18 protein-coding genes are annotated in these 19,750 nt (G+C 68.9%); all 18 read right to left on the bottom strand.

Annotated features, from left to right (window positions below; genetic code table 11):
* Positions 1 to 2: 2 nt before the first annotated feature.
* The 18 genes from fliE to flgE all read right to left on the bottom strand — a co-directional run bounded on the left by fliE (position 3) and on the right by flgE (position 19,708).
* Positions 3 to 389 (bottom strand): flagellar hook-basal body complex protein FliE, encoded by a 387-nt coding sequence (fliE, locus tag EGK76_RS05925; RefSeq protein WP_123831954.1) that lies wholly within the window; start codon positions 387 to 389, stop codon positions 3 to 5.
* Positions 390 to 679: 290 nt separating this feature from the next.
* A complete protein-coding gene (locus EGK76_RS05920; protein WP_123831953.1) occupies positions 680 to 2,140 on the bottom strand; it encodes a sigma-54 dependent transcriptional regulator in 1,461 nt (486 codons plus the stop codon).
* Positions 2,137 to 2,532, bottom strand: coding sequence for a response regulator transcription factor (locus EGK76_RS05915; protein WP_123831952.1), 396 nt, complete (start codon positions 2,530 to 2,532; stop codon positions 2,137 to 2,139). The genes EGK76_RS05920 and EGK76_RS05915 overlap by 4 nt, the downstream gene beginning before the upstream one ends.
* A 9-nt stretch (positions 2,533 to 2,541) precedes the next feature.
* Positions 2,542 to 3,948 (bottom strand): RNA polymerase factor sigma-54, encoded by a 1,407-nt coding sequence (rpoN, locus tag EGK76_RS05910; protein WP_123831951.1) that lies wholly within the window; start codon positions 3,946 to 3,948, stop codon positions 2,542 to 2,544.
* 181 nt (positions 3,949 to 4,129) lie between these two features.
* The gene (locus EGK76_RS05905) at positions 4,130 to 4,762 is read right to left on the bottom strand and encodes a response regulator transcription factor (protein WP_123831950.1); all 633 of its coding nucleotides are present in this window, start codon (positions 4,760 to 4,762) and stop codon (positions 4,130 to 4,132) included.
* Positions 4,763 to 4,821: 59 nt separating this feature from the next.
* The gene (locus EGK76_RS05900; RefSeq protein WP_233580173.1) at positions 4,822 to 5,394 is read right to left on the bottom strand and encodes a PilZ domain-containing protein; all 573 of its coding nucleotides are present in this window, start codon (positions 5,392 to 5,394) and stop codon (positions 4,822 to 4,824) included.
* Entirely contained in the window at positions 5,391 to 5,693 is a 303-nt protein-coding gene (locus tag EGK76_RS05895) for a hypothetical protein (protein WP_123831949.1), read from the bottom strand. Before EGK76_RS05895 ends, EGK76_RS05900 begins: the two co-directional genes overlap by 4 nt.
* Entirely contained in the window at positions 5,690 to 6,106 is a 417-nt protein-coding gene (gene fliS, locus EGK76_RS05890) for a flagellar export chaperone FliS (protein WP_123831948.1), read from the bottom strand. Before fliS ends, EGK76_RS05895 begins: the two co-directional genes overlap by 4 nt.
* A gap of 16 nt (positions 6,107 to 6,122) precedes the next feature.
* Positions 6,123 to 7,730: a flagellar filament capping protein FliD gene (gene fliD / locus EGK76_RS05885; protein WP_233580201.1), complete on the bottom strand. Its 1,608-nt coding sequence runs from the start codon at positions 7,728 to 7,730 to the stop codon at positions 6,123 to 6,125.
* A 199-nt stretch (positions 7,731 to 7,929) separates the two neighbouring features.
* Complete coding sequence (locus EGK76_RS05880) at positions 7,930 to 9,576, bottom strand: flagellin (protein ID WP_233580172.1); 1,647 nt, start codon at positions 9,574 to 9,576, stop codon at positions 7,930 to 7,932.
* Positions 9,577 to 10,341: 765 nt separating this feature from the next.
* Positions 10,342 to 11,541, bottom strand: coding sequence for a flagellar hook-associated protein FlgL (gene flgL / locus EGK76_RS05875; RefSeq protein ID WP_123831946.1), 1,200 nt, complete (start codon positions 11,539 to 11,541; stop codon positions 10,342 to 10,344).
* Entirely contained in the window at positions 11,538 to 13,415 is a 1,878-nt protein-coding gene (gene flgK / locus EGK76_RS05870; protein WP_123831945.1) for a flagellar hook-associated protein FlgK, read from the bottom strand. The genes flgL and flgK overlap by 4 nt, the downstream gene beginning before the upstream one ends.
* Before the next feature lie 8 nt (positions 13,416 to 13,423).
* Complete coding sequence (flgJ, locus tag EGK76_RS05865; protein ID WP_123831944.1) at positions 13,424 to 14,602, bottom strand: flagellar assembly peptidoglycan hydrolase FlgJ; 1,179 nt, start codon at positions 14,600 to 14,602, stop codon at positions 13,424 to 13,426.
* Position 14,603: 1 nt separating this feature from the next.
* Positions 14,604 to 15,722, bottom strand: coding sequence for a flagellar basal body P-ring protein FlgI (locus EGK76_RS05860; RefSeq protein ID WP_096298348.1), 1,119 nt, complete (start codon positions 15,720 to 15,722; stop codon positions 14,604 to 14,606).
* Between the two features lie 20 nt (positions 15,723 to 15,742).
* Entirely contained in the window at positions 15,743 to 16,438 is a 696-nt protein-coding gene (gene flgH, locus EGK76_RS05855; protein WP_096298350.1) for a flagellar basal body L-ring protein FlgH, read from the bottom strand.
* An 8-nt stretch (positions 16,439 to 16,446) separates the two neighbouring features.
* Complete coding sequence (gene flgG, locus EGK76_RS05850; RefSeq protein WP_123831943.1) at positions 16,447 to 17,232, bottom strand: flagellar basal-body rod protein FlgG; 786 nt, start codon at positions 17,230 to 17,232, stop codon at positions 16,447 to 16,449.
* Positions 17,233 to 17,639: 407 nt separating this feature from the next.
* Positions 17,640 to 18,389 carry a flagellar basal body rod protein FlgF gene (locus EGK76_RS05845; RefSeq protein ID WP_123831942.1) on the bottom strand — a complete coding sequence of 250 codons (750 nt, stop codon included), beginning with the start codon at positions 18,387 to 18,389 and terminating at the stop codon, positions 17,640 to 17,642.
* Positions 18,390 to 18,484: 95 nt separating this feature from the next.
* The gene (gene flgE, locus EGK76_RS05840; RefSeq protein WP_123831941.1) at positions 18,485 to 19,708 is read right to left on the bottom strand and encodes a flagellar hook protein FlgE; all 1,224 of its coding nucleotides are present in this window, start codon (positions 19,706 to 19,708) and stop codon (positions 18,485 to 18,487) included.
* Positions 19,709 to 19,750: the final 42 nt, after the last annotated feature.

Here is a 19,750-nt window from a genome sequence, read left to right as displayed (position 1 = left end):
CATCACAGCGGCATGTTCATGACGTCCTGGTACGCCTGCACCAGTCGATTACGCACTTCCACCGTGGCCCGGAAGGCCACCTGCGACTGCTGCGCAGCCACCATCACCTTGGCCAGGTCCGCGCCGGGTTCGCCGAGCTCGAACGCGCGCACCAGCTCGCCCGAACGCTGCTGGGCGCCATTGACCCCCTCGAGCGCGTTGCGCAGCGTCGCCCCGAAGCTCGGCGCCGCAACACCAGTCGTCCCACCGACCCCCTGCATACCGCCGACGCCGCCCTGGACGGCGATCGCATCGCTGCGCGGCACGTCGCCCGCCATCGGCCGCGCCTGGGACACCTGGCCCTGGTAACTGCGGATCTGCGAGAGGATCGAATTGACGGAATGGCTCATGCGGGACGTCCGGGGACGGAAACCTGTCTGCACCGATGCAAGACGTGTGCCGCAGCGCGCACCCGGGCGCGCGGAGCGCGGAGGTTTGGTCGCAGCGCTCGATCCGGCAGGCGCGGAACCGCGCGGCCACGCCGGTGAAGCCGCCCACGCGACGGTGGCGAGGGCGCGGCCCGCGTGCCTCCCCGCACGCCTTGCGGCGTCGTCGGCAGGGGGGGCGCGGCTATTGGTGCTTGGGCGCGGGATGCAGCACTGTCGGTAGCCTGCGGAGCCCGTGTCGGGCGAGCGAGCGGTCAGTTCGCGAGATCGCGTTCGATGCCGTACTTGCGCAGCTTCTCGGCCAGCGTGGTCCGGCGCAGGCCCAGCAGCTGGGCGGCGTGGGCGACGACGCCGTCGCTGCGTTCCAGTGCCTCGCGGATCAGGCCCAGCTCGATCCGGGCCATGTGGTCGCGCAGGTCCATGCCGTCTTCCGGCAGCTGTGCGCCATCGTCGCTTACCGTCGTCGGGGGCGGCGCCGCTGCGGTGGCCGGCGCCGCCGCGGCGGGAGCGGCCTGCGACTGCGGCATCTCGTCAGCGAACGTGATCGTCTGCGCCAGCAGGTGCTCGCGATAGCGCAGCGGCAGATCCTGCACGCGCACCAGACCGCCGGGATTGAGCACGGCGAGGCGCTCGACCAGGTTGCTCAGCTCGCGCACATTGCCCGGCCAGCCATAGCCGGCCAGCGCGTCGAGGGTCTCGGCCGCGAACCGCACCTCCCCGCGCCCGTTGCGTGCGAGCTGGGCGGCGATCGTACGGACCAGGTCGGGCAGGTCGTCGCGGCGTTCGCGCAGCGACGGCATGTCGATGGGGAACACGTTGAGCCGGTAGAACAGGTCCTCGCGGAACTGGCCGTCGCTGATGCGTGTTTCGAGGTTGCGATGGGTCGCGGCGATCACGCGCACGTCGCACTTGATGCTCTGGTTGCCCCCGACGCGCTCGAAACAGCGCTCCTGCAGCACCCGCAGCAGCTTGACCTGCATCGGCAGGCTCATGTCGCCGATCTCGTCGAGCAGCAGGGTGCCGCCCTCGGCCATCTCGAAGCGCCCCTTGCGCGCCGACAGCGCGCCGGTGAACGCCCCCTTCTCATGGCCGAACAATTCGCTTTCCAGAAGCTCGGCCGGAATCGCCCCGCAGTTGATCGCGACGAAGGGACCGTCGCGGCGGGCGGATCTCTGGTGGATTGCCCGTGCGGCCACTTCCTTGCCCGAACCGGATTCGCCGAGCACCAGCACCGTGGTGTCGAACGGCGCCACCTGGTCGATCATCCGGCGCAGCGCCTGCACCGCGGCGCTGTTGCCGGTGGGGCCGACGCCGGGATCGGCATTGGCCTGCGCCTCGGCGTCGAGGCGCTTGAGGCTGGCCATGCGCAGCAGGTTCTCGAGCTGGGCATGGCGCAGTGGCGCATCCAGGGCCCAGACGCCAGCCTCGTGCAGGCCGTGGGCGGCCGCGAACGGCGCCGGCTCGCCGTCGAGCAGCAGCACCGGCGGCGGCAGCGCATCCTTGCCGAGCCAGGCGAAGAACGTCCGCGCGGCCGGCGCATCGTCGAGCGTGCCCACCAGCACGGCCATCCAGTCGCCGGGCCGGTTGCGCGCGGCGGAGACCTCGCCGGGTTCGGACACCCAGCGCGGCCGCAGGTCCATGAATTCGAGCAGTGTGCACAGACGCTCGGCACGCGCGTCGTCGCTGTCGATCACCAGGATGCGCGGGTCGCTCACGAAACGTCTCCGTCACGCGCGCGATCGGCGTGCAGCGTTTCGAGGATCTGCATGACGTCCTGGATGTAGGACAGCTTGCTGACGAAGTTGTCGGCGCCGGCGCGGGTCGCGTGTTCGCGATGTTCGGCATCGTCGAAATGGCTGGCGATGACGATGTAGGGCGGGGCGTCCTGCGCCTTGATCAGGCGCGTGGCCTGCAGCCCGCCCATCTCCGGCATGGCCAGATCCATCAGCACCACGTCCGGGCGCAGGGCTTCGGACTGGGCAATGGCCTCCAGCCCGTTGGCCGCGGTCCCCACGACCTTCAGCCAGTCCACCTTGCGGAAATGCCGCTGCGCGGCGTTGATGAAGCCTTCGTGGTCGTCGACCAGGAGCACGTGGATAGTCTGCATGTCGCGTCCTCAGCCCGCGCGGGCGAGCAGGGTGGGGCGGGCGCCGCGGCGGCGCGTGCGCGCCGGAGCGATGTCGAGCTGTTCGCGGTACTTGGCCACGGTGCGGCGTGCGATGTGCACGCCCTGCCTGGCCAGCAGCGCGGCGATGGCCTCGTCGGCCAGCGGATTCTGCGCCGGTTCCGCCTCGATCAGCCGGCGCACCATCGCCCTGACCGCGGCGCCCGAGACGCTGGCGCCATCGAGGCGCACGGCGAAGAAGCGCTTCATCTCGATCGTCCCGCGCGGTGTCTGCAGGAACTTGCCATTGGTGATGCGCGAAACCGTGGACTCGTGCATGCCGATCGCATCGGCGACGTCCTTGAGCGTGAGCGGCGCCATCGATTCCTCACCGCGCTCCAGGAACGCGGCCTGCCGCTCGACGATGACCCTGGCGGTGCGCAGCAGGGTGTCGTAGCGCATCGCCAGGCCGCGCGTGAACCAGCGCGCCTCCTGCAGCATCCCGCGCATCGGCGCGCTGCCTTCGCCATCGGCCAGTGCACGCTCATAGCCGGCATTGATCGACACCCGCGGCGCGGCGGCCGGATTGAGCGCGACCCGCCAGCCGGCATCGGCGTGCCAGACCACCACATCCGGCACCACCGCCGTGCTTTCCATCGGCGCACCGGCTTCGGCGGGGCGCGGGTCCAGCGACAGGATCAGGCGTACGGCTTCCTGGATATCCGCTTCGTCGCGTCCCAGCTGGCGGGCGACGCCGGCGATGTCGTGCGCGCCCAGCAGCTCGAGCGCCTCGTCGAGGATCCGGCGCGCGAGCCCACGGCCGGCGACGCGGCCAGGCAGGGCGTCGAGCTGGGCGACCAGGCACTCGCGCAGATTCCGCGCGGCCACGCCGGCGGGATCGCCGGACAGCAGTCGCTGGCGCACGCCCTCGACATCGGCAGGCGCGCGCCGGAAACGCACCGCGGCTGTGGCGAGGAGTTCGTCATGCGGCGCGGCGAGATAGCCGGCGTCGTCGCAATGCTCGAGCCAGAATGCGGCGATCGCGAGGTCGTCCTCGCCGAGCGCCACCGACAGGCGCTGCAGGATACGCAGATGCGGATCGGTGGAGTCGTCGGCCGCGATGCGCTGCAGGCCGTCCGAGTCGTCGCCGTTCCAGCTCGCCCCGCGCACGTCCCACAGCGAGGATTCGGGCAGTTCGTCGAAGGCGGCGACGTCGGACACCGTTTCGGCAGATTCCGGCACCGGACTTGCAGTGGACTCCTCGTCGAGTTCCAGCAGCGGGTTCTGCTCCAGGACGCGACGGATCTCCAGTTCGAGTTGCAGGCCGTCGAGCTGGAGCAGTCGGATCGACTGCAGCAGCTGGGGCGTCATCTGCAGCTGTTGGCCGAGCTGCATCGAGGTGTTGGCGCTTGCTTTCATCGCGGATCCGGAGCCTCGTGGCGCTCCCTGCGCCCGTGAAAGCATCGTGAAGGCGATGCGACGGTTCCGGTATCGGGGCGTTTCTGACGACGACAGGGGTCAGCACTACACCTGTCGGGGTTTCCCCGACAGCTGGCCCAACGCACAGGCGTCGGTTTTCCGGCGCGAGGCTGCCAACCGCTCAGGTCGGATCGCCCCCCTGTCGCGCAGCGAAAAGCACGAGCTCGTTGGCGCGCCGGCAGCCCAGTACTTCCATCATCCGCGCGCGGTGGGTCTCCACCGTCTTGACGCTGATGCCCAGTTCGACGCCGATCTCCTTGCTGCTGAGTCCGCGGCCGATCATGTCCAGGATCTGTCGCTGCCGATTGGACAGCGCATCGATACCGGCCGACCTGGGGCGGCCAAACAGCGGCGCCATCATCCGCGACGACAGCCGCGGGCTCAGGAACACTTCGCCAGCGACCGCGGTGCGCAGGGCCAGTTCCAGTTCCAGCGGCGCCGCGTCCTTGACCACGAAACCGGCGGCGCCACGTTCGAGCGCGCTGCGCACGTGCTGGGTGTCATCGTGCATGGACATGATCAGCACGCGAACCGACGGCAGCTCGGCATGGATCGACCCCATCGCTTCGATCCCGCTGCGTCCGGGCAACGAGAGGTCCATCAGCACGATGTCAGGGCGGTGGATCAGCGCGAGCTCCAGCGCCTCCTCGGCGCGACTGGCCTCGGCGCAGACGTCGATGCCGCCGAATCCCTGCAGCAGGCGGGCCAGGCCCGCCCGCACGAGGGTATGGTCGTCAACGATCAGCACTCGCAACAGCAGCTCTCCCTGCGCCCGGGCCTGCCGGGAATCGGAAGGATACGCGAGGCCGGCGCTCAGCGTCGGCGCTGCTCGGCGACCTCGCGCCGGTGCAGTCGGAAGAGGTGGCGATCGAGTGCCTCGACGAGATCGGCGCGCAGGTCGACGAAGGCCAGCCACAGCCGCACCCCGTTGTCGATGTTCCTGCGGGCGACGACGCGCGCAGGCAGTTCGAGATGATCGGGCAGCCACTGCGCGGGCTGCAGGCGTACGAGCGCGGACGCAGCGAGCGTCAGGTCTGCGGCATCCTCGAGGTCGATCCGCACACCGGCGGCGGACCAGCGCAGCGGGCGTTCGGGCAGGCCATCGGCCCGCATCGCCAGGCGGCCGACCAGTGCGAGGATCAAGTCAAGCTTGGCGTCCATGCGCTGGGCCAGAAGGGGCAGGTCGCCGGACTCTTCGGCCGCGCCCTCGTCCTTGCGAAGATCCTCGATCTGGGCGAGCCCGTGGAGCAACGTAACAGCCTGCGTCTGACGGCCGGGCGCGCGCGAGGGCAAGACCTGCACCGGCAGGACCAGAGACATGTCGAGGCTGTCCTGGAACAGCAGCGCGTCGGCCGGATCGTCGGTGGGGCGCAGATCACCCGTCACAGCACGTCCTCCGCGGACGTATAGGCATTCGCGGCGGTGGCCTGGCGCTGCGTCTGGCGCAGGATCTCGCCGATCCGGGCCTGGCGGTCGCGCATCTGCAGCAGCAGGTCGTTCTGCATCCGCAGGAGTTCGCGCAGCACGTCCACCGGTGTGTGCGGCGCGGTGGTCTCGATGTAGTTGCGCAGCGCCGCATCGTAGCCGGCCATGCGCTCGGCCGCTTCCTCGACCTCGCCGGCATCGACGGCTCCACCGATCGAGGCAAGTTGGGCTTCCAGCGCAGGATGACCGGAATGCGTCACGCGCTGGCTCCGACGCTGGTCGCGGGCGCGGCGGCCGGGCGGATCGCAGTCCAGGCCGAGTCGATCTCGCCCAGCAGAGCCAGGCATTCGCGCAGCGCGGCGGCATCGTTGTGCAGATTGGCCTCGGTCAGGCGCCGCAGCACGTAGTCGTACAGCGACGACAGGTTGGCGGCGATCTCACCGCCGGCCTCGTGGTCGAGCGAGCCATTGAGGTGGCCGACGATCGAGCACGCTTCGCCGATCGCCTTGCCCTTCCGGGCGGGGTCGCCCCTCTCCAGACAGGCTTCGGCCAGGCGGATGCGCTCGCAGGCCCCGGTCAGCAGCAGCGACACCAGCTTGTGCGGATCGGCGTCCATGACCGCGCCTTCGAGCTGGCTCTGGCGGTACTGCTGGGCATAGTTGCGCTGCATCATGATCGAATCTCCGCACTCATCTCTGGGTCTGGGCTGACAGGTTTGTCAGCTGCTGCGCCAATGCGCTGCTGGTGGTGGTCATTTGGGCCATCAAGGAATCCAATGCGACGAATTGCGTGCGATAGCGTTTCGCGGCCGCATCCATGCGCACGTCCAGCGCCTCGCGCTGGCGGGCGACGTCCTTGAGTTGATCGTTAAGTCCCTTGGTGCGCAGGGTGAGTGCGCCATCGGTGCCGACATAGCTCTTCACCACGTCGTTGACTTTCGCCGCCAGGCCGTTCTCGCCGGTGAAGGCCGCGATGACCTGCGCAGAATTGGCCGTCATCGCCTCGTTGAACTTCGTCGCATCCAGGATCAGGGTGCCGTCGGGATTGGGATGCCCCTGCGTCTGCAGACCCAGCGTCTTCGCATCCAGTCCCTGTTCGGCCAGCCCGGCCAGCAACTCGCCCATGACGCCGCGCAGCTGGGCGGCGGCACCGCGCATCTGCGCATCGCCGGTCAGCGATGACGGTGTCTTGGTCTCGGCGTTGTAGGTGGTCGCTGCGCCGATCGCCTTGAGCGCGGCGTTGTACGCTTTGACGAAGCCGTCGACCGCGGCCCGGCTGCCCGCGGGATCGGCCTTCACGTCCACGCGGCTTGTTCCGGCCTGTTTCAGCGCCAGGGTCATGCCGGGCACGGCGTCGGATATCGTGTTGCTGGCGGACGTGGTGACCAGGCCATCGATCGATACGCGTGCATCGGTCGCCGGCGACTGCTCCTCGAGCCCGTCAATCAGCGAGTGGAGATTGCTGCCGCCTTCGACAACCTGGATCGAAATCGCGTTTTCCGCGCCCGTCTTGGCGCTTCCGATCGAAAGATGATGGCCATTGTCGGACGTCAGCAGTGCGGCCTGCACCCCGTGCTTGCCCGCAGCGTCGTTGATCGCACTGCGGATGTCGGCCAGCGTGGCGTCGGCCTGGACGGCGACCTCGACCGACGCCTCACCGATCTGGACGCGCAGCGTGCCGGCGGAAAATTTCATACCGGTCTCGGTGCCGCTGCCCAGCAACTTGTGTGCGCTCGCCAGCGTGTGCACCTCGACCTGGTAACTGCCCACCGGCGTATTGCGGCCAGCCGTGGGGGTGAGGACGGGATCGGTCGTGGCGTTCGCGTTGCCGGGGTTGCCGGCGGCAACCGACAACATGGTCGAGCTCACGGTCCGTGCGCCCAGCGCATCCACCTTCTGCAGGCTGTCGAGCGCCGTCGTGAGCGAACTGAAGGCCGACGTCACGCTGCCGAGGCCCGACAGTTTGAACTTGGTGTTCGATTCGAGGGTGTTGAGGCGGGCGTTCTGCGGTGCACGGTCGGCCGCGACCAGCTGGTTCACGATCGCGCTGATATCGAGTCCGGACCCGATGCCGCCGTAACCGAAGGAATAATCCGCCATGTCGCTTCTCCTGGTCGGGAACTGCCCCGGGTGGGCCGCACATGGCGACCTGATGCTGTAACGGCCACACGCCGCGCTTCTTGAGGGTTGCAAGATGTATGCCGGGGCAGTGTCTTCGCCCTGCTGACGAGCGATGGACCACGGCCCCGGGGGGAGTGCGCGGGACGGGACGTCGGGCCTGTTTGCTGAAGCCGACATCGCGCGCAACGCGCGCCTGGTGGCTCGGTGCGACGATCTTCCGCCTCGAAATGGCTCTGCGGCGACGCGGCCATTAATCGAAATTCCCGTCCAGTTTCGCGACCGGCTCCGCTCCCAAATACAAAAAAACCTCCGGCCTAGGCCGGAGGTCTTCCAAGCAAGGGAGACCGGCGCCGGTCTCCCTGATGTACCGTCGGACTCAGCGCAGCAGGCTGAGTACGTTCTGCGGCAGCTGGTTGGCCTGGGCCAGCATCGCCGTACCGGCCTGCTGCAGCACCTGGGTACGCGACAGCTCGGCCGTTTCCTTGGCGAAGTCGGTATCCATGATGCGGCTGCGCGAGGCGGTCAGATTCTCCGAACCGGTCTGCAGGTTCGCGACGACCGAGCTGAAGCGGTTCTGGATCGCACCGAGGTCGGCGCGGGCCGAGTTGACCGCGCTGAGCGCACCGTCCATCGCCAGGATCGCGTTGTCGGCACCTTCGGCAGTGGAGATGTCGAGATCGGCGAACCCGACCTGGGCCTCGCCAGCGCTGTAGGCCGCGCTGCCAGCCAGAGCACCACCCGCCGTGGTACCGGCGGTCAGACCGGTCAGCGCGGTGAGGTCGGTCGAGGTGCCGCCGACGACAATGTCGCCACCCGTCGATGCCAGACGCAGGTTGCCCTCGACCAGCGAAGCGGTCACGCCGGTGTCGGTGGTCCGGGCGTTGATCGCGGTCACGAGGGCGCTGGCGCGCTCGGAGGCGCTACCCGAGGCGGCGACTTCGATGTTGGTGCCATTGATGGTCAGTGCGTTACCGACGAGGGCGCCGAACGTGCCCCCGGCGGCGGGGCTGCCAGGGGTGCCGACCTGAGCAACTGCTGCAGTACCATTCGTATGAGAGTCGACGAACGCGGAGGTGGCGAATCCACCCTCCGACGACGCACCACCGAAGGTGTTGGTCAGCTCGATGTCGAAGTCGGTGCCGTCGGCCTTGGAGAAGGCGAGGTTGCCCGCTGCGGCGGTACCGGTAAACGTGATGCCCTCGTCCGCCAGATCATCAACTGCCGCAGCAAGCGCTGTGTCGATGTCGGCAGCGGTCACTGCCGCACCTGTACCCGTGCCGTCCGCCGTACCGGTGCGGTTGAGAATTTCGACGCCGCCCACCGAGAACTCGAACGACTGGTCTGTATCGTCGGAGGCCGCGCTCGCGGCAAAAGCGCCCGAGGTACCCGATGTGGTGGCGATGGCCGGGACCGCGGCAGCATAGTCGTCCGAGGCCGGGATTGCCTCCGTTGCGCCGGTACCGGTCGCAGCGGCGCCGGTCAGGCTCGCCGACGTGGCGACGCTGGTCCAGGTGCCGAGCTGGTTGGTGTTGGCGTTGGCGATCTGCGCGATGTTGATCGTCTGGCCCTGGTTGGCGCCGATCTGGAAGGCCTGGTTGGTGAAGTCGCCGTTCAGCAGGCTGGTGCCGTTGAAGTTGGTCTGCTCGGCCACGCGCTGGATCTCGGCCTTGAGCTGGGTGACTTCGGCGTTCAGCGCGGCGCGGTCGGTGGTGGAGTTGGTGGCGTTGCGCGACTGTACGGCAAGTTCGCGGATGCGCTGCAGGTTGTTGCCGATCTCGCCCAGCGAGCCTTCGGCGGTCTGCGCCAGCGAGATGCCGTCGTTGGCATTGCGCGCAGCCTGGTTCATGCCGCGGATCTGGGTGCTGAAGCGCTCGGAGATCGCGAGGCCGGCGGCGTCGTCCTTGGCGCTGTTGATGCGCTGGCCCGAAGACAGGCGCTGGATCGTGGTCGACAGGCTGGCCGAGTTGGTGGCCAGGTTGCGCTGGGCGTTGAGCGAGATGGTGTTGGTGTTGATGACGGACATGATGCAGGTCTCCTGGTATGGGGAATCCGGCACGGGAACAGGGCCTGGCCGGTGGCTCCGCAGGGGGTTGCCGTTGATGCGGCCCTGTCCTCTGCTGTAACCAATAACGGCGTGTCGTCGTCAAGCTTTAATGCTGTTTTTGCCGGCGACCCGCAGTCCGTCTCCGGACCGAAACCATTAACGGCAGGGACGCGCGGCGCTTGACGGTGCGCCCCGGAGATTTACGGCGGGCGAGAAGATCCGTCTGCTTGCAGTCGCACCTGTCTGCATGTGTCACGAGGCGAAGCGGTGCTGCATGAAGGGAGGCGCGACCAGCGAGCGCGTGTCGGTGGGGCTTTCTCTGAAGCGACACGTTGTGGGGAGGACCGGGGCCGCAAGGCACGACACCCATGTCGCCGCGCTAATCCAGCTGTCGCGTGGCAGCCGACCGGCGCGTCCTTCGAAAGAACCCCTCGCATCGACACCCCCGGTTGCGACCGAGGGCGGATGTGCGTCGCGCTGTGGGATGGAGGGCGGCGGACGACGAGTCCCGGGCACGACTTGGCGACGCTGCTTCCGTCACGCGTTCGGCAGCTCCAGCCACGCATGCGCGGGCGTATCGGTCCTGCGCTAGCAGCAAGGCTTGCGTCGCGTGCATCACGTGAGCAGCCGGTATGCCGTCGGCGGCACATCTTGCATATGCGCCCGCATGTGCCGATCGGAGATCGGGTGTCGCGCGTAATGGCACGTCCGATGTCGGCGGATACGCCGACAGGAGCGATGCGATCAGCGCAACAGATCGAACAGCGACAACCGCTGCATCTGCACGAAGCTCAGTTGAGCTGCTTCAACCGCGACCTTTTCCAGGTTGAACCGGCTGATGGCGTCGGCATAGTCCAGATCGCGCAGGCTCGACAATGTGGTGTCGAGGGTCAGGGCCTGCGAGTCGCGCAACGCAGCGGCATTGTCGATTGCGCCCAGCTGCGCGCCGCCATTGGCGCGCACGTCGATCAGATGATCCTGGGCGGTGGCGATGTCGCGCATCGACCCCTGCAGGGCGTTCTGCTGGGCGGCGCGCTGGGCGTCGGTGGTGGGGTTCATCGTCAGCGCGCCGATGAGGCGGTCGATGGTGGCGAACATGTCGCGCGTGCCCGCCGGCTCCAGCGTGAACGCGTCGCCGTCGGCGGGTGCGCCCGAGATGGCGACGCGCACGCCATTGAAGGTGATGGCCTCGCCAGTGGAATGAATTCCGGTTGCGACGGCGTCGCCGGCCGAATCGCTGATCTCGTAGGCGCCATCGGCGCCGAAGGTGATGCGGTAGCGTCCACCGTCCCACTGGCTCGAGTCGGTCACGCCGAACCCGCCGAGAAGCCCGCTCCCGGTATTGGTGGGATCGGCGGCTGCGTCGACCCGTCCGTCGCCTGTGCGTACCCGCAGGAACACCTCGCTGCCGGGCATGGTATCGGCCACGAACATCTGCGGCGCCACTTCCACCTGACGCCGGGTCTGGTCACCGCTGTAGGAAACGCCACCGGCGTCACGTGCGAAGGGTGGGGTGCCGTCCTGGGTGCCGCCGAACAGATAACGACCGGCGCCATCGGGCGTGTTGGCAATATCCAGCAGCGTGCCGCGCAGGCTGGTGAGTTCGGTGGCGATCGCCTTGCGGTCCTCGTGGGACAGCGAGGCGCTGTTGGCACGGACCGCCAGTTCGGTGATGCGCCCCATGACGTCGCCGGCCTGGCTCAGCGCGGCCTCCTGCATGCTGAGGCGATGACTGACAGCGCCGGCATTGGCGCCGAAGCGTTCCAGCTCCGCGCGCGCACGGTCGAGGCCGACGGCGGCGCCTGCGCCCACAGGATCGTCCTTGGCGGTGAGCACCTTCTTGCCGGTGGCCAGTTCGTCCTGGATGCGGGCGAGCGAGGCCTGCTTGGACTGCAGCGTCGCGATCGACTGCTGATACATCAGGCTTGTCGAGATGCGGGTCATCGGCGCACGGCTCCAAGCAGTGACTGGAAGAGGGTGTCGGCGGTAGAAATGATCTGGGCCGCGGCCTGGTAGGCCTGCTGCAGACGCAGCATGTCGGCCGCCTCCTCGTCGAGGTTGACGCCCGAGATGCTCTCGCGCGCCGCCACCGCCTGGGCGTGCAGGGTGGCCTGGGCCTCGGCTGCGTAGCCCGCCTGACGGGCTGCCGAGCCGACGGCGGTCGTCAGACCCTGGATTGCGCCGTTGATGGACAGCGCGCCGCCATTGAGCGCGGCCTTGTCGTCGAAGCCGGCCAGTAGTGCGGCGTTGCCGTTGTCGCTCGAGCCGGGTGCGGCGGCGCGCATCGAGAAGCTGTCGCCGGCCGTCGGGATTCCGTCGAGGACGAACGACCAGCCGTTGGCGCTGATCGTCATGCCCGGGGTGTACGGGAAGGGGCCATCTCCATCGACGAGGTACTGGTCGCCGTCGAGAAACTCCACCGTCGCGGCGGTGCGCAGGGCGGGGTCGGTCGGGTCCACGACGCGCACGGCACCGGGCCGGGCACTGCCGAGGTTGCCGAGGTTGGCCTGCACCTGCACCGGGGACGCCGCGGCGATGCGGCCGGGATCGGTGATCGCCACCGACAGGCCACGCGCCGCCTGCGCGGTCGGCTGGAGCAGGAAGCGGTCGCCCTCCTGCGCGGCGCCGGTCACATCGATTGCCAGGCCTGCGATCCGCAGCGGATCCCCTGCCTCACCGGTACCCGTCATCGGCACAGCCACGCCGGTGGCGGCATCGGTCGCGGTCCAGCGGCCACTGCCGAACTGCAGCACCAGATTGCGACCATCGACGGCCGCCAGCTCGGCGACGCCCGCGCTGAGCAGGGCGGTGCCACCGTTGCCGGAATGCGCCCCGATGGTCGGCGGCGGCAGGTTGAAGAAGGCGCCGCCCATTTCGCCGTACTGGTCCACGCCGGCGGCGTGGCCGGCATTGAACGCGGTGCCCAGGGCAAGGGCGATGCGGCCGAACTCCGCCTGGGTGGGCGCGAGCACCTGCTCGCGGAACTCGAGCAGGCCACCGATCCGGCCGCCCATCACACGCTCGTCGATGCGGATCGTCTGCCCCTGTGCCTCGAGCGCCAGTTGCTGGCGTTCGGGGCGATAGGGGTCGGGCACGGTCGTCAGCCGCGAGGCCTGGATGCCGACCACCAGCGCCTGCCCGCCCGCGGAAAACACGCTCATCGCGCCGCCGTCCTGCTGCACCGCCGTGCCGCCGGTGAGTCCGACGAGCTCGCGGATCATCTGGTCGCGGCGGTCGAGCAGATCCGGCGCGGCATTCTGCGGATTGCCGATGCGTCCATTGAGCTGGGCGATTTCGCCCGACAGCCGGTTGACCTCGGCCGCGCTCGCAGCCAGTCCGCTGTCGACTTCCGAGGAAAGCCGGTCGAACTGGCCTTGCAACTGCTGGAACCGCCCGGTCAGCGCATTGGCCTGGCCAAGCATGTTCTGGCGCTCGGCCGGCGCCGAGGCGCTGGACGACAGAGCGCTGACCGAATCGAAGAAATTCGACCACACGCCGGCGATGCCGGTGGTGGGCTCTGATATCAACCGGTCCACGCGATCCGACAGCGAGGACAGCTGCTCAAGCCGCGCCAGCTCGCCGCCGCTGTCGATCAGACGCGCATTGGCGAGATCGTCCGCGACCCGGCGCACGTCGACGATCTGGGTGCCGCGGCCCACGTAGCCCGCACCGATGAACTGCGGCGAGCGTGCTTCGAAATCCACCCGCTGGCGGCTGTAGCCGGGCGTGTTGATGTTCGCGACGTTGTGGCTGACCGTCGACAGGGCCCGCTGGAAGGCGAGCAGTGCGCTGGTACCGGTGGAGAGGATATTGGCCATTGGGGCACTCAGCGACGCAGGAGCGCCTGGGCCGCGCGTTCTGCGGCCTCGGCGACGGTGTTGATGGAGGCAGGCGCAGTGGCGCGCGTCGGCGAGGCGCTGGCGGCTGCACTGGCGTACTGCGAGATCGTCGACAGCGCACGCCCGAGGGTCGGGCCGTTCGCGATCGCGCTGAGCTTGTCGGCATAACGCGGGTCGGTGGCGTAGCCGGCCTGCTGCAGGGCGCCGGCGAAGCGGCGTACGTCGCCCCCGGCTTCCAGCGCCTGGCGATACCGCGGGTTCTGCTTGAGCAGGCGCACGTAGTCGGCAAAGCTTTCGGCCGGCGAGGCATAGGCGCGGAAGTCGGCGCGCTCGGTGTGGCGCACGCCGTTGCTGTATTCGTGGGTGTTGACGGTGGCGCGGTCGCCCTTCCAGCCGGTGGCCTTGATGCCGAAGAGGTTGTTGGCGGAGCTGCCGTCGCCACGCGAGATGGTGCGGCGGCCCCAGCCGGTCTCCAGCGCCGCCTGCGCGACCAGCGCCTTGGCGTCCACGCCCAGTTCGCGCGCGGCGGCCTGGGCATGCGACCAGATCGACGCCACGAAACGCTCCGGCGAACGCGGCGCGAAGCTCTCGGCCGCCGCGCGCGAGGCCTGTTCCAGCGCCGCCGGTGCCTGTGCCACGGCCGCGGTCGCGATGCGTGCGCCGCCGGTGGCGGCGTCGGCCAGTGGACGGGCGCGCGCCATGAGGCTGTCGATGAAGCCGTCCATCGGCGAGCGCGATGCATCTCCGGATGCGGCCTGGGTCATCGGTCGGCCGGCGATCAGGTCGAGCGTCTGCGCGCCGAGCGCCTCCGGCAATGCGGCCATGCCGCCGCCGATGTCCAGCGCGTCGTCCAGCGGCGCGGCAGGCGGCGCGATGCGCGTGTCGAGTGCCGGCCCGTCAGTACCTCCGCCGAGCTGGCGTGCGATCACCTTGGCCAGTCCCAGGCCTTCGCCATCGGTCAGAGACTTGGCCAGTCGCTGGTCGTAGAGGTCGCGGTAAAGCTGGTTTTCGCCCGGAAACAGTGCATCGCCGAAGCTCGCATCGCGCATGCTCTTGATCAGCTGCTGGGCGAACACGCCCTCGAACTCGCGCGCAGCCTTGTCGATGCGCGCGGCATCGGGCCGTTGCACCGGATTGAGCTCGACAGGGGCGGCGGCGATGCGCATGTCAGATGACCTCGAGCTCCGCGCGCAGCGCACCGGCCTGCTTGAGCGCTTCGAGAATGGCGATCAGGTCCCCGGGCGCCGCGCCGACCGCATTGACCGCGCGCACGATCTCGTCGAGCGACGAGCCGCCGGCGAAGCGGAACATCCGGCTGCCGTCCTGGTCCACCGAGACGTCCGAGCGCGGGGTGATGACCGAGTTGCCGCGTCCGAAGGCCTCGGGCTGGCTCACGTCCACGCTTTCGGTGATGGTCACGCTGAGCGAGCCGTGGGCGATCGCCGCCGGCAGCACGCGCACCTGCGCGCCCATGACCACGGTGCCGGTACGCGAATTGACGATCACCTTGGCAGGCGCGGTGCCGGGCGACAGCTCGACGTTCTCCACCTCGGCCAGGAAGCCGATGCGCGCGCCGGGGTCGAACGGGGCGCGCACGGCCACGGTGACCCCGTCCACGGCCCGCGCGGTGCCCGGGCCGAAACGCGCGTCGAGCGCGCGCACCATGTTGGAGACGGTGCTGAAGTCGGCGCGGTTGAGATTGAGGGTCAGCTCGCCGCTGTCGCCGAAACCGCCGGCCACTTCGCGCTCGACCATCGCGCCGTTCGGAATCCGGCCCACGCTCGGCACGTTCACCGACACCCGCGAGCCGTCGCGACCCTGGGCGCCGAAGCCGCCCACCACCAGGCTGCCCTGGGCGATCGCATAGACCTGGCCGTCGGCGCCCTTGAGCGGCGCCATCAACAGGGTGCCGCCGCGCAGCGAGACCGCGTTGGCGATCGACGAGACGGTGATGTCGATGGTCTGGCCGGGCTTGGCGAACGGCGGCAGCTCGGCGTGGATCGCCACGGCGGCGACGTTCTTGAGCTGCGGGTTGACATTGGCCGGCACGGTCACGCCCAGCTCGTTGAGCATGTTGCGCAGGCTCTGCACGGTGAAGGGCGACTGGCTGGTGCGGTCGCCGCTGCCGTCCAGGCCGACGACCAGGCCGTAGCCGACCAGCGCATTGCCGCGCACGCCGCCCACCGACGCCAGATCCTTGACGCGCTCCTGCGCGTGCACGGGCGAGGCCAGCGTGGCGAGGGCCAGCAGAGCAAGCGGCAGCAGGCGGAGCAGGGAAGTACGCATGGCGGCGGTCCGGTGGAAACTCAGTAGGGATACAGGCGCGAATGGAAGAACCGGCCGAGCCAGCCCATCGCGTTCGACTGGGCGATCGCGCCGCGGCCGCCATAGACGATGCGTGCATCGCCCACCCGGCTCGACATGACGGTGTTGTCCGGGCCGATGTCGGCCGGGCGCACGATGCCCTGTACCTGCACGAGCTCGTTGCCCTGGTTGAGGCGGATCTGCTTGCTGCCTTCCACGACCAGGTTGCCGTTGGGCAGGCGCTGGACGACGGTCACGGTCACGTTGCCCTGCAGGCGGTTGCTCTGCGCGCTGCGGCCGCTCGCGTCGAAATCGCGGCTGCCGCTCGCCGAGGCGCTGAGCACGTCGCGGCCGCCGATGGTGACGGGCGCGCCGAACACCTGGGGCACGCCGATGTCGATGCTGCTTTCCTTGCCCACCTGGGTGCTGGCATTGGTCTGGGCGTTGGTGTTCTCGATCAGCTGGATGGTCAGCAGATCGCCGACGTCACGCGCGCGGCGGTCGGCGAACAACGACATGCCGCTGCCGCCACCGGCCTGGTAGATCGCACCGGGCGAGGCCTGGGCGGGCAGGGCGACGACCGGCTGGATCGGCGCCATGGCCGGATAGGGGCGAACGTCACCGGCAGCGACGCAGCCTGCCAGCAGTGCGGACAGGGCCAGCACGGCGACACGGCGGAAGGAGTGGGCACGGGTCATCGCAGTGCTCAGACGTTGTTGTTGAGGTAGCCGAGCATCGAATCGGTCGTCGAGATCGCCTTGGCGTTCATCTCGTAGGCGCGCTGGGTTTCGATCATGCTCACCAGCTCCTCGACCACGTTGACGTTGCTGCCTTCCAGCGCGCCCTGCTCGAGCAGGCCCAGGCCGTTGAGCCCGGGCGTGCCGCTCTGCGCGGGGCCGGAGGCGGTGGTCTCGAGATACAGGTTCTCGCCGCGCGCCTGCAGGCCGGCGGGATTGATGAAGTCGGTGGTGGTCAGCGAGCCGATCTCCAGCGCCTGGGCTTCACCGGCGATCTGCACGGTGATCGTGCCGTCCTTGCCGATGGTCACCGCCTGCGCGCCCTCGGGCACCTGGATGCCCGGCTGCACCGGAAAGCCGCTGCTGGTGACCAGTTCGCCCTGGGCATTGATCTGGAAGCTGCCGTCGCGGGTATAGGCCGGCGTGCCGTCGGGCATCAGCACCTCGAAGAAGCCGCGGCCGTTGACCATGACGTCGAGCGCGCGGCCGGTCTGCTGCGGGTTGCCCTGCTGGAAATCCTTGGACGTGGACACCACGCGCACGCCGGTGCCGAGCTGCAGGCCGGTCGGCAGCTGCGTCTGCGCCGAACTCGAGCCGCCGGGCTGGCGCACCTGCTGGTAGAGCAGGTCCTCGAAGTTGGCGCGGTCGCGCTTGAAGCCGGTGGTATTGGTATTGGCGAGATTGTTCGACACGACCGACATGCGCGTCTGCTGCGCATCCAGTCCGGTCTTCGCCACCCACAGCGCCTGGTTCATCGGTCCTTCCTCGGTGCGGGCGCCTGTGCGCCTGTCGGATATGCAGATGCAATCGGCGTGCCAGAAGCGCTCGGGTGGTTCGATCGCGGCCGCGAGACGGGACTTGGCGGGGATCTGCAGCCGGGCAGGCTCAGGCATTGCTGCGATGCTGGCCTCACAGGGCAACGTCGTGCCGATCGGCAAACGGGCGGCGCGCACCGCGGCTGACAGGGCATTGGGTTTCGGACGTCAACGACCGCGCAGGTGCACGCGGGCCCATGGGAAGGCAGCAGCGCGCCGACCATTCGGACGAGCGGCGCAGATGGCACGCGGTCCGGCCGAAAACCATTCCGTCGATGATCCGCACGGGTCTCCGGGGACCGTCGCGACGACGCGCGACGATCGCCCGGGGCAGGAGTCCGAGACGATCAGCCGCCCAGGCGCAACAGGCTGTTGGCGGACTGGGCGTTCTCGTCGCCGCGACTGATCAGCTTGACCTGCATCTCGAACTGGCGCTGCAGCTGGATCATCTGCACCAGCGCACCGGCCGCGTCGACATTGCTGGCCTCGAGGGTGCCGGTGGCCATGACCTCGCCCGGCGCCTGCGCGAACGGCTGCTCGGGCGTGGTGTTGCGCATCAGGCCATCGAGGCCGCGTGCCAGCCGGTCGGGCGCGGCTTCCACGACGCGCAGCCGCCCGATCACCGCCATCGTCTGCGGGCCTTCGCCGAGCGGAATGATCGAGACGGTGCCGTCATGACCGATGTCGAGCGCCTGGTGGGGCGGCAGTGCGAACGGCTGGCCGTTCTCGTCGACCAGCGGGTGCCCGCCGCCGGTGACCAGCTGGCCGTTGGGCGTCAGCGACAGATTCCCGGCGCGGGTATAGGCCTCGCCCCCGTCCGGGGACTGCACGGCCAGCCAGCGGTCCGGGCGCATCGACACGTCGAGTGGATTGCCGGTCACGCGTTGCGCCCCGACGCGACTGTTGAAGCCCTGGTCGACATGCATCGCGTCGATGCGCGAGGCGTGCGTCCCGCCCGGTACCCGGTAGGACACCGTATTCGCCAGCGCCGCCTTGAAGCCGGCGGTGTCGGCATTCGCCAGGTTGTGCGACACCGTGCCCTGCGCCTGCAGCGTGGCGCGGGCGCCGGTCATCGCGACGTAGAGGGCCTTGTCCATGGGAGCGGGAAATCCGGATGCGGGAAGAAAGAACCGGACGCGCGGACCGGACGCCTAGGGAACGCCCGGTGCCGCGCGCCGGCTGGCTGGGGTCATCAACGGATGTTGATGACGGTCTGGGTGACCTGGTCCTGGGTCGAAATCATCTGCGCATTGGCCTGGAAGTTGCGCTGGGCCACGATCATGTTGACCAGCTGCTCGGTCAGGTCGACCGTCGACGACTCCAGCGCGCCGGCCTGGATCTGACCGAAGTCAGAACTGTCCGGCGCACCGGTGCGACCCGCGCCGGAGCTGTGGGTCTCGGCCCACACATTGTTGCCCTGGGGCTGCAGACCCTGCGGGTTGACGAAGGTCGTCAGGGCGATCTGGCCCAACGCGGCATCGGCGCCATTCGAATAGCGCGCGAACACCACGCCCTCGGCGGAGATGCTGATCTCGTTGAGCTTGCCGGCGGCGTAGCCGTCCTGGCGCGTGTCGCGCAGCTGGAAGCGGTCGCCGTACTGGGTGGTCCCGGCCAGATCGAGATCCAGCTCCATCACGCCCGCGCCGTTGGCCGGGGTGAACGGATCGAGGGCGATGCGGCCGTCGGGGGGCGTAAGCAGGGCACCGCTGTCGGAGAACTGCAGGGTGGTGGGTGCGCCCACGCTTTCGCCATCGACATAGCTGTGCACCTGCCATTCGTTCGGATTGGCGGTCTTGACCAGATAGGAGGTCTGCACATGGCCTACGCCCAGCGTATCGAAGACGGTGATGCCGCCGGTCGACGCGTTGTAGCTGTTGGGTTCGGCCGGGTCGAAGCTCGTCATCGTCGGCGGCTGCGCGGTGCCGGGCAGGGTGAACATCAGGTTGACGCGGCTGCTGGGGCGCGGCGGGCTGTCGGTGGTCAGCAACTGCAGATCACCCACCCGGCCGACATCGAAGCCCTCGCCGTCGGCACGGGGCTGGTAGACCTGCAGACGTGCGCCCTCGGGCGTGCCGACGAAGCCCTGCGCATCGGTCTGGAAGTTGCCGGCGCGGCTGTAGACGCGTGCGCCGTTCTTGTTGAGCGTGAAAAAGCCTTCGCCATCGACGGCCATGTCCAGGCTGCGCCCGGTGGGATCGATGTTGCCCTGCGAGAACTGCTGGGCCACGTTGCTGAGCTTCACGCCCGAGCCGATCGCATTGCGCGCCAGGCCGTAGGAGCTGTTGGAGAACAGGTCCGCAAACTCCGCACGCGATTCCTTGAAGCCCGTGGTGTTGACGTTGGCGATGTTGTTGGCGGTGACGTTGAGATTGGCGTTGGCCGCGTTGATGCCGGACAGCGAGGTATTGAAGCTCATGGCGGACTCCGTGAGGTCGTGCGCGAAAAAAGCGGGAAGGGG

It is taken from the genome of Luteimonas sp. 100069, assembly GCF_003813845.1.
In the GTDB taxonomy this organism is placed as follows: Bacteria; Pseudomonadota; Gammaproteobacteria; order Xanthomonadales; family Xanthomonadaceae; genus Luteimonas; species Luteimonas chenhongjianii.
Note: the sequence above shows the minus strand (reverse complement) of the source record. Positions and strands in the feature narration are given on the sequence as shown.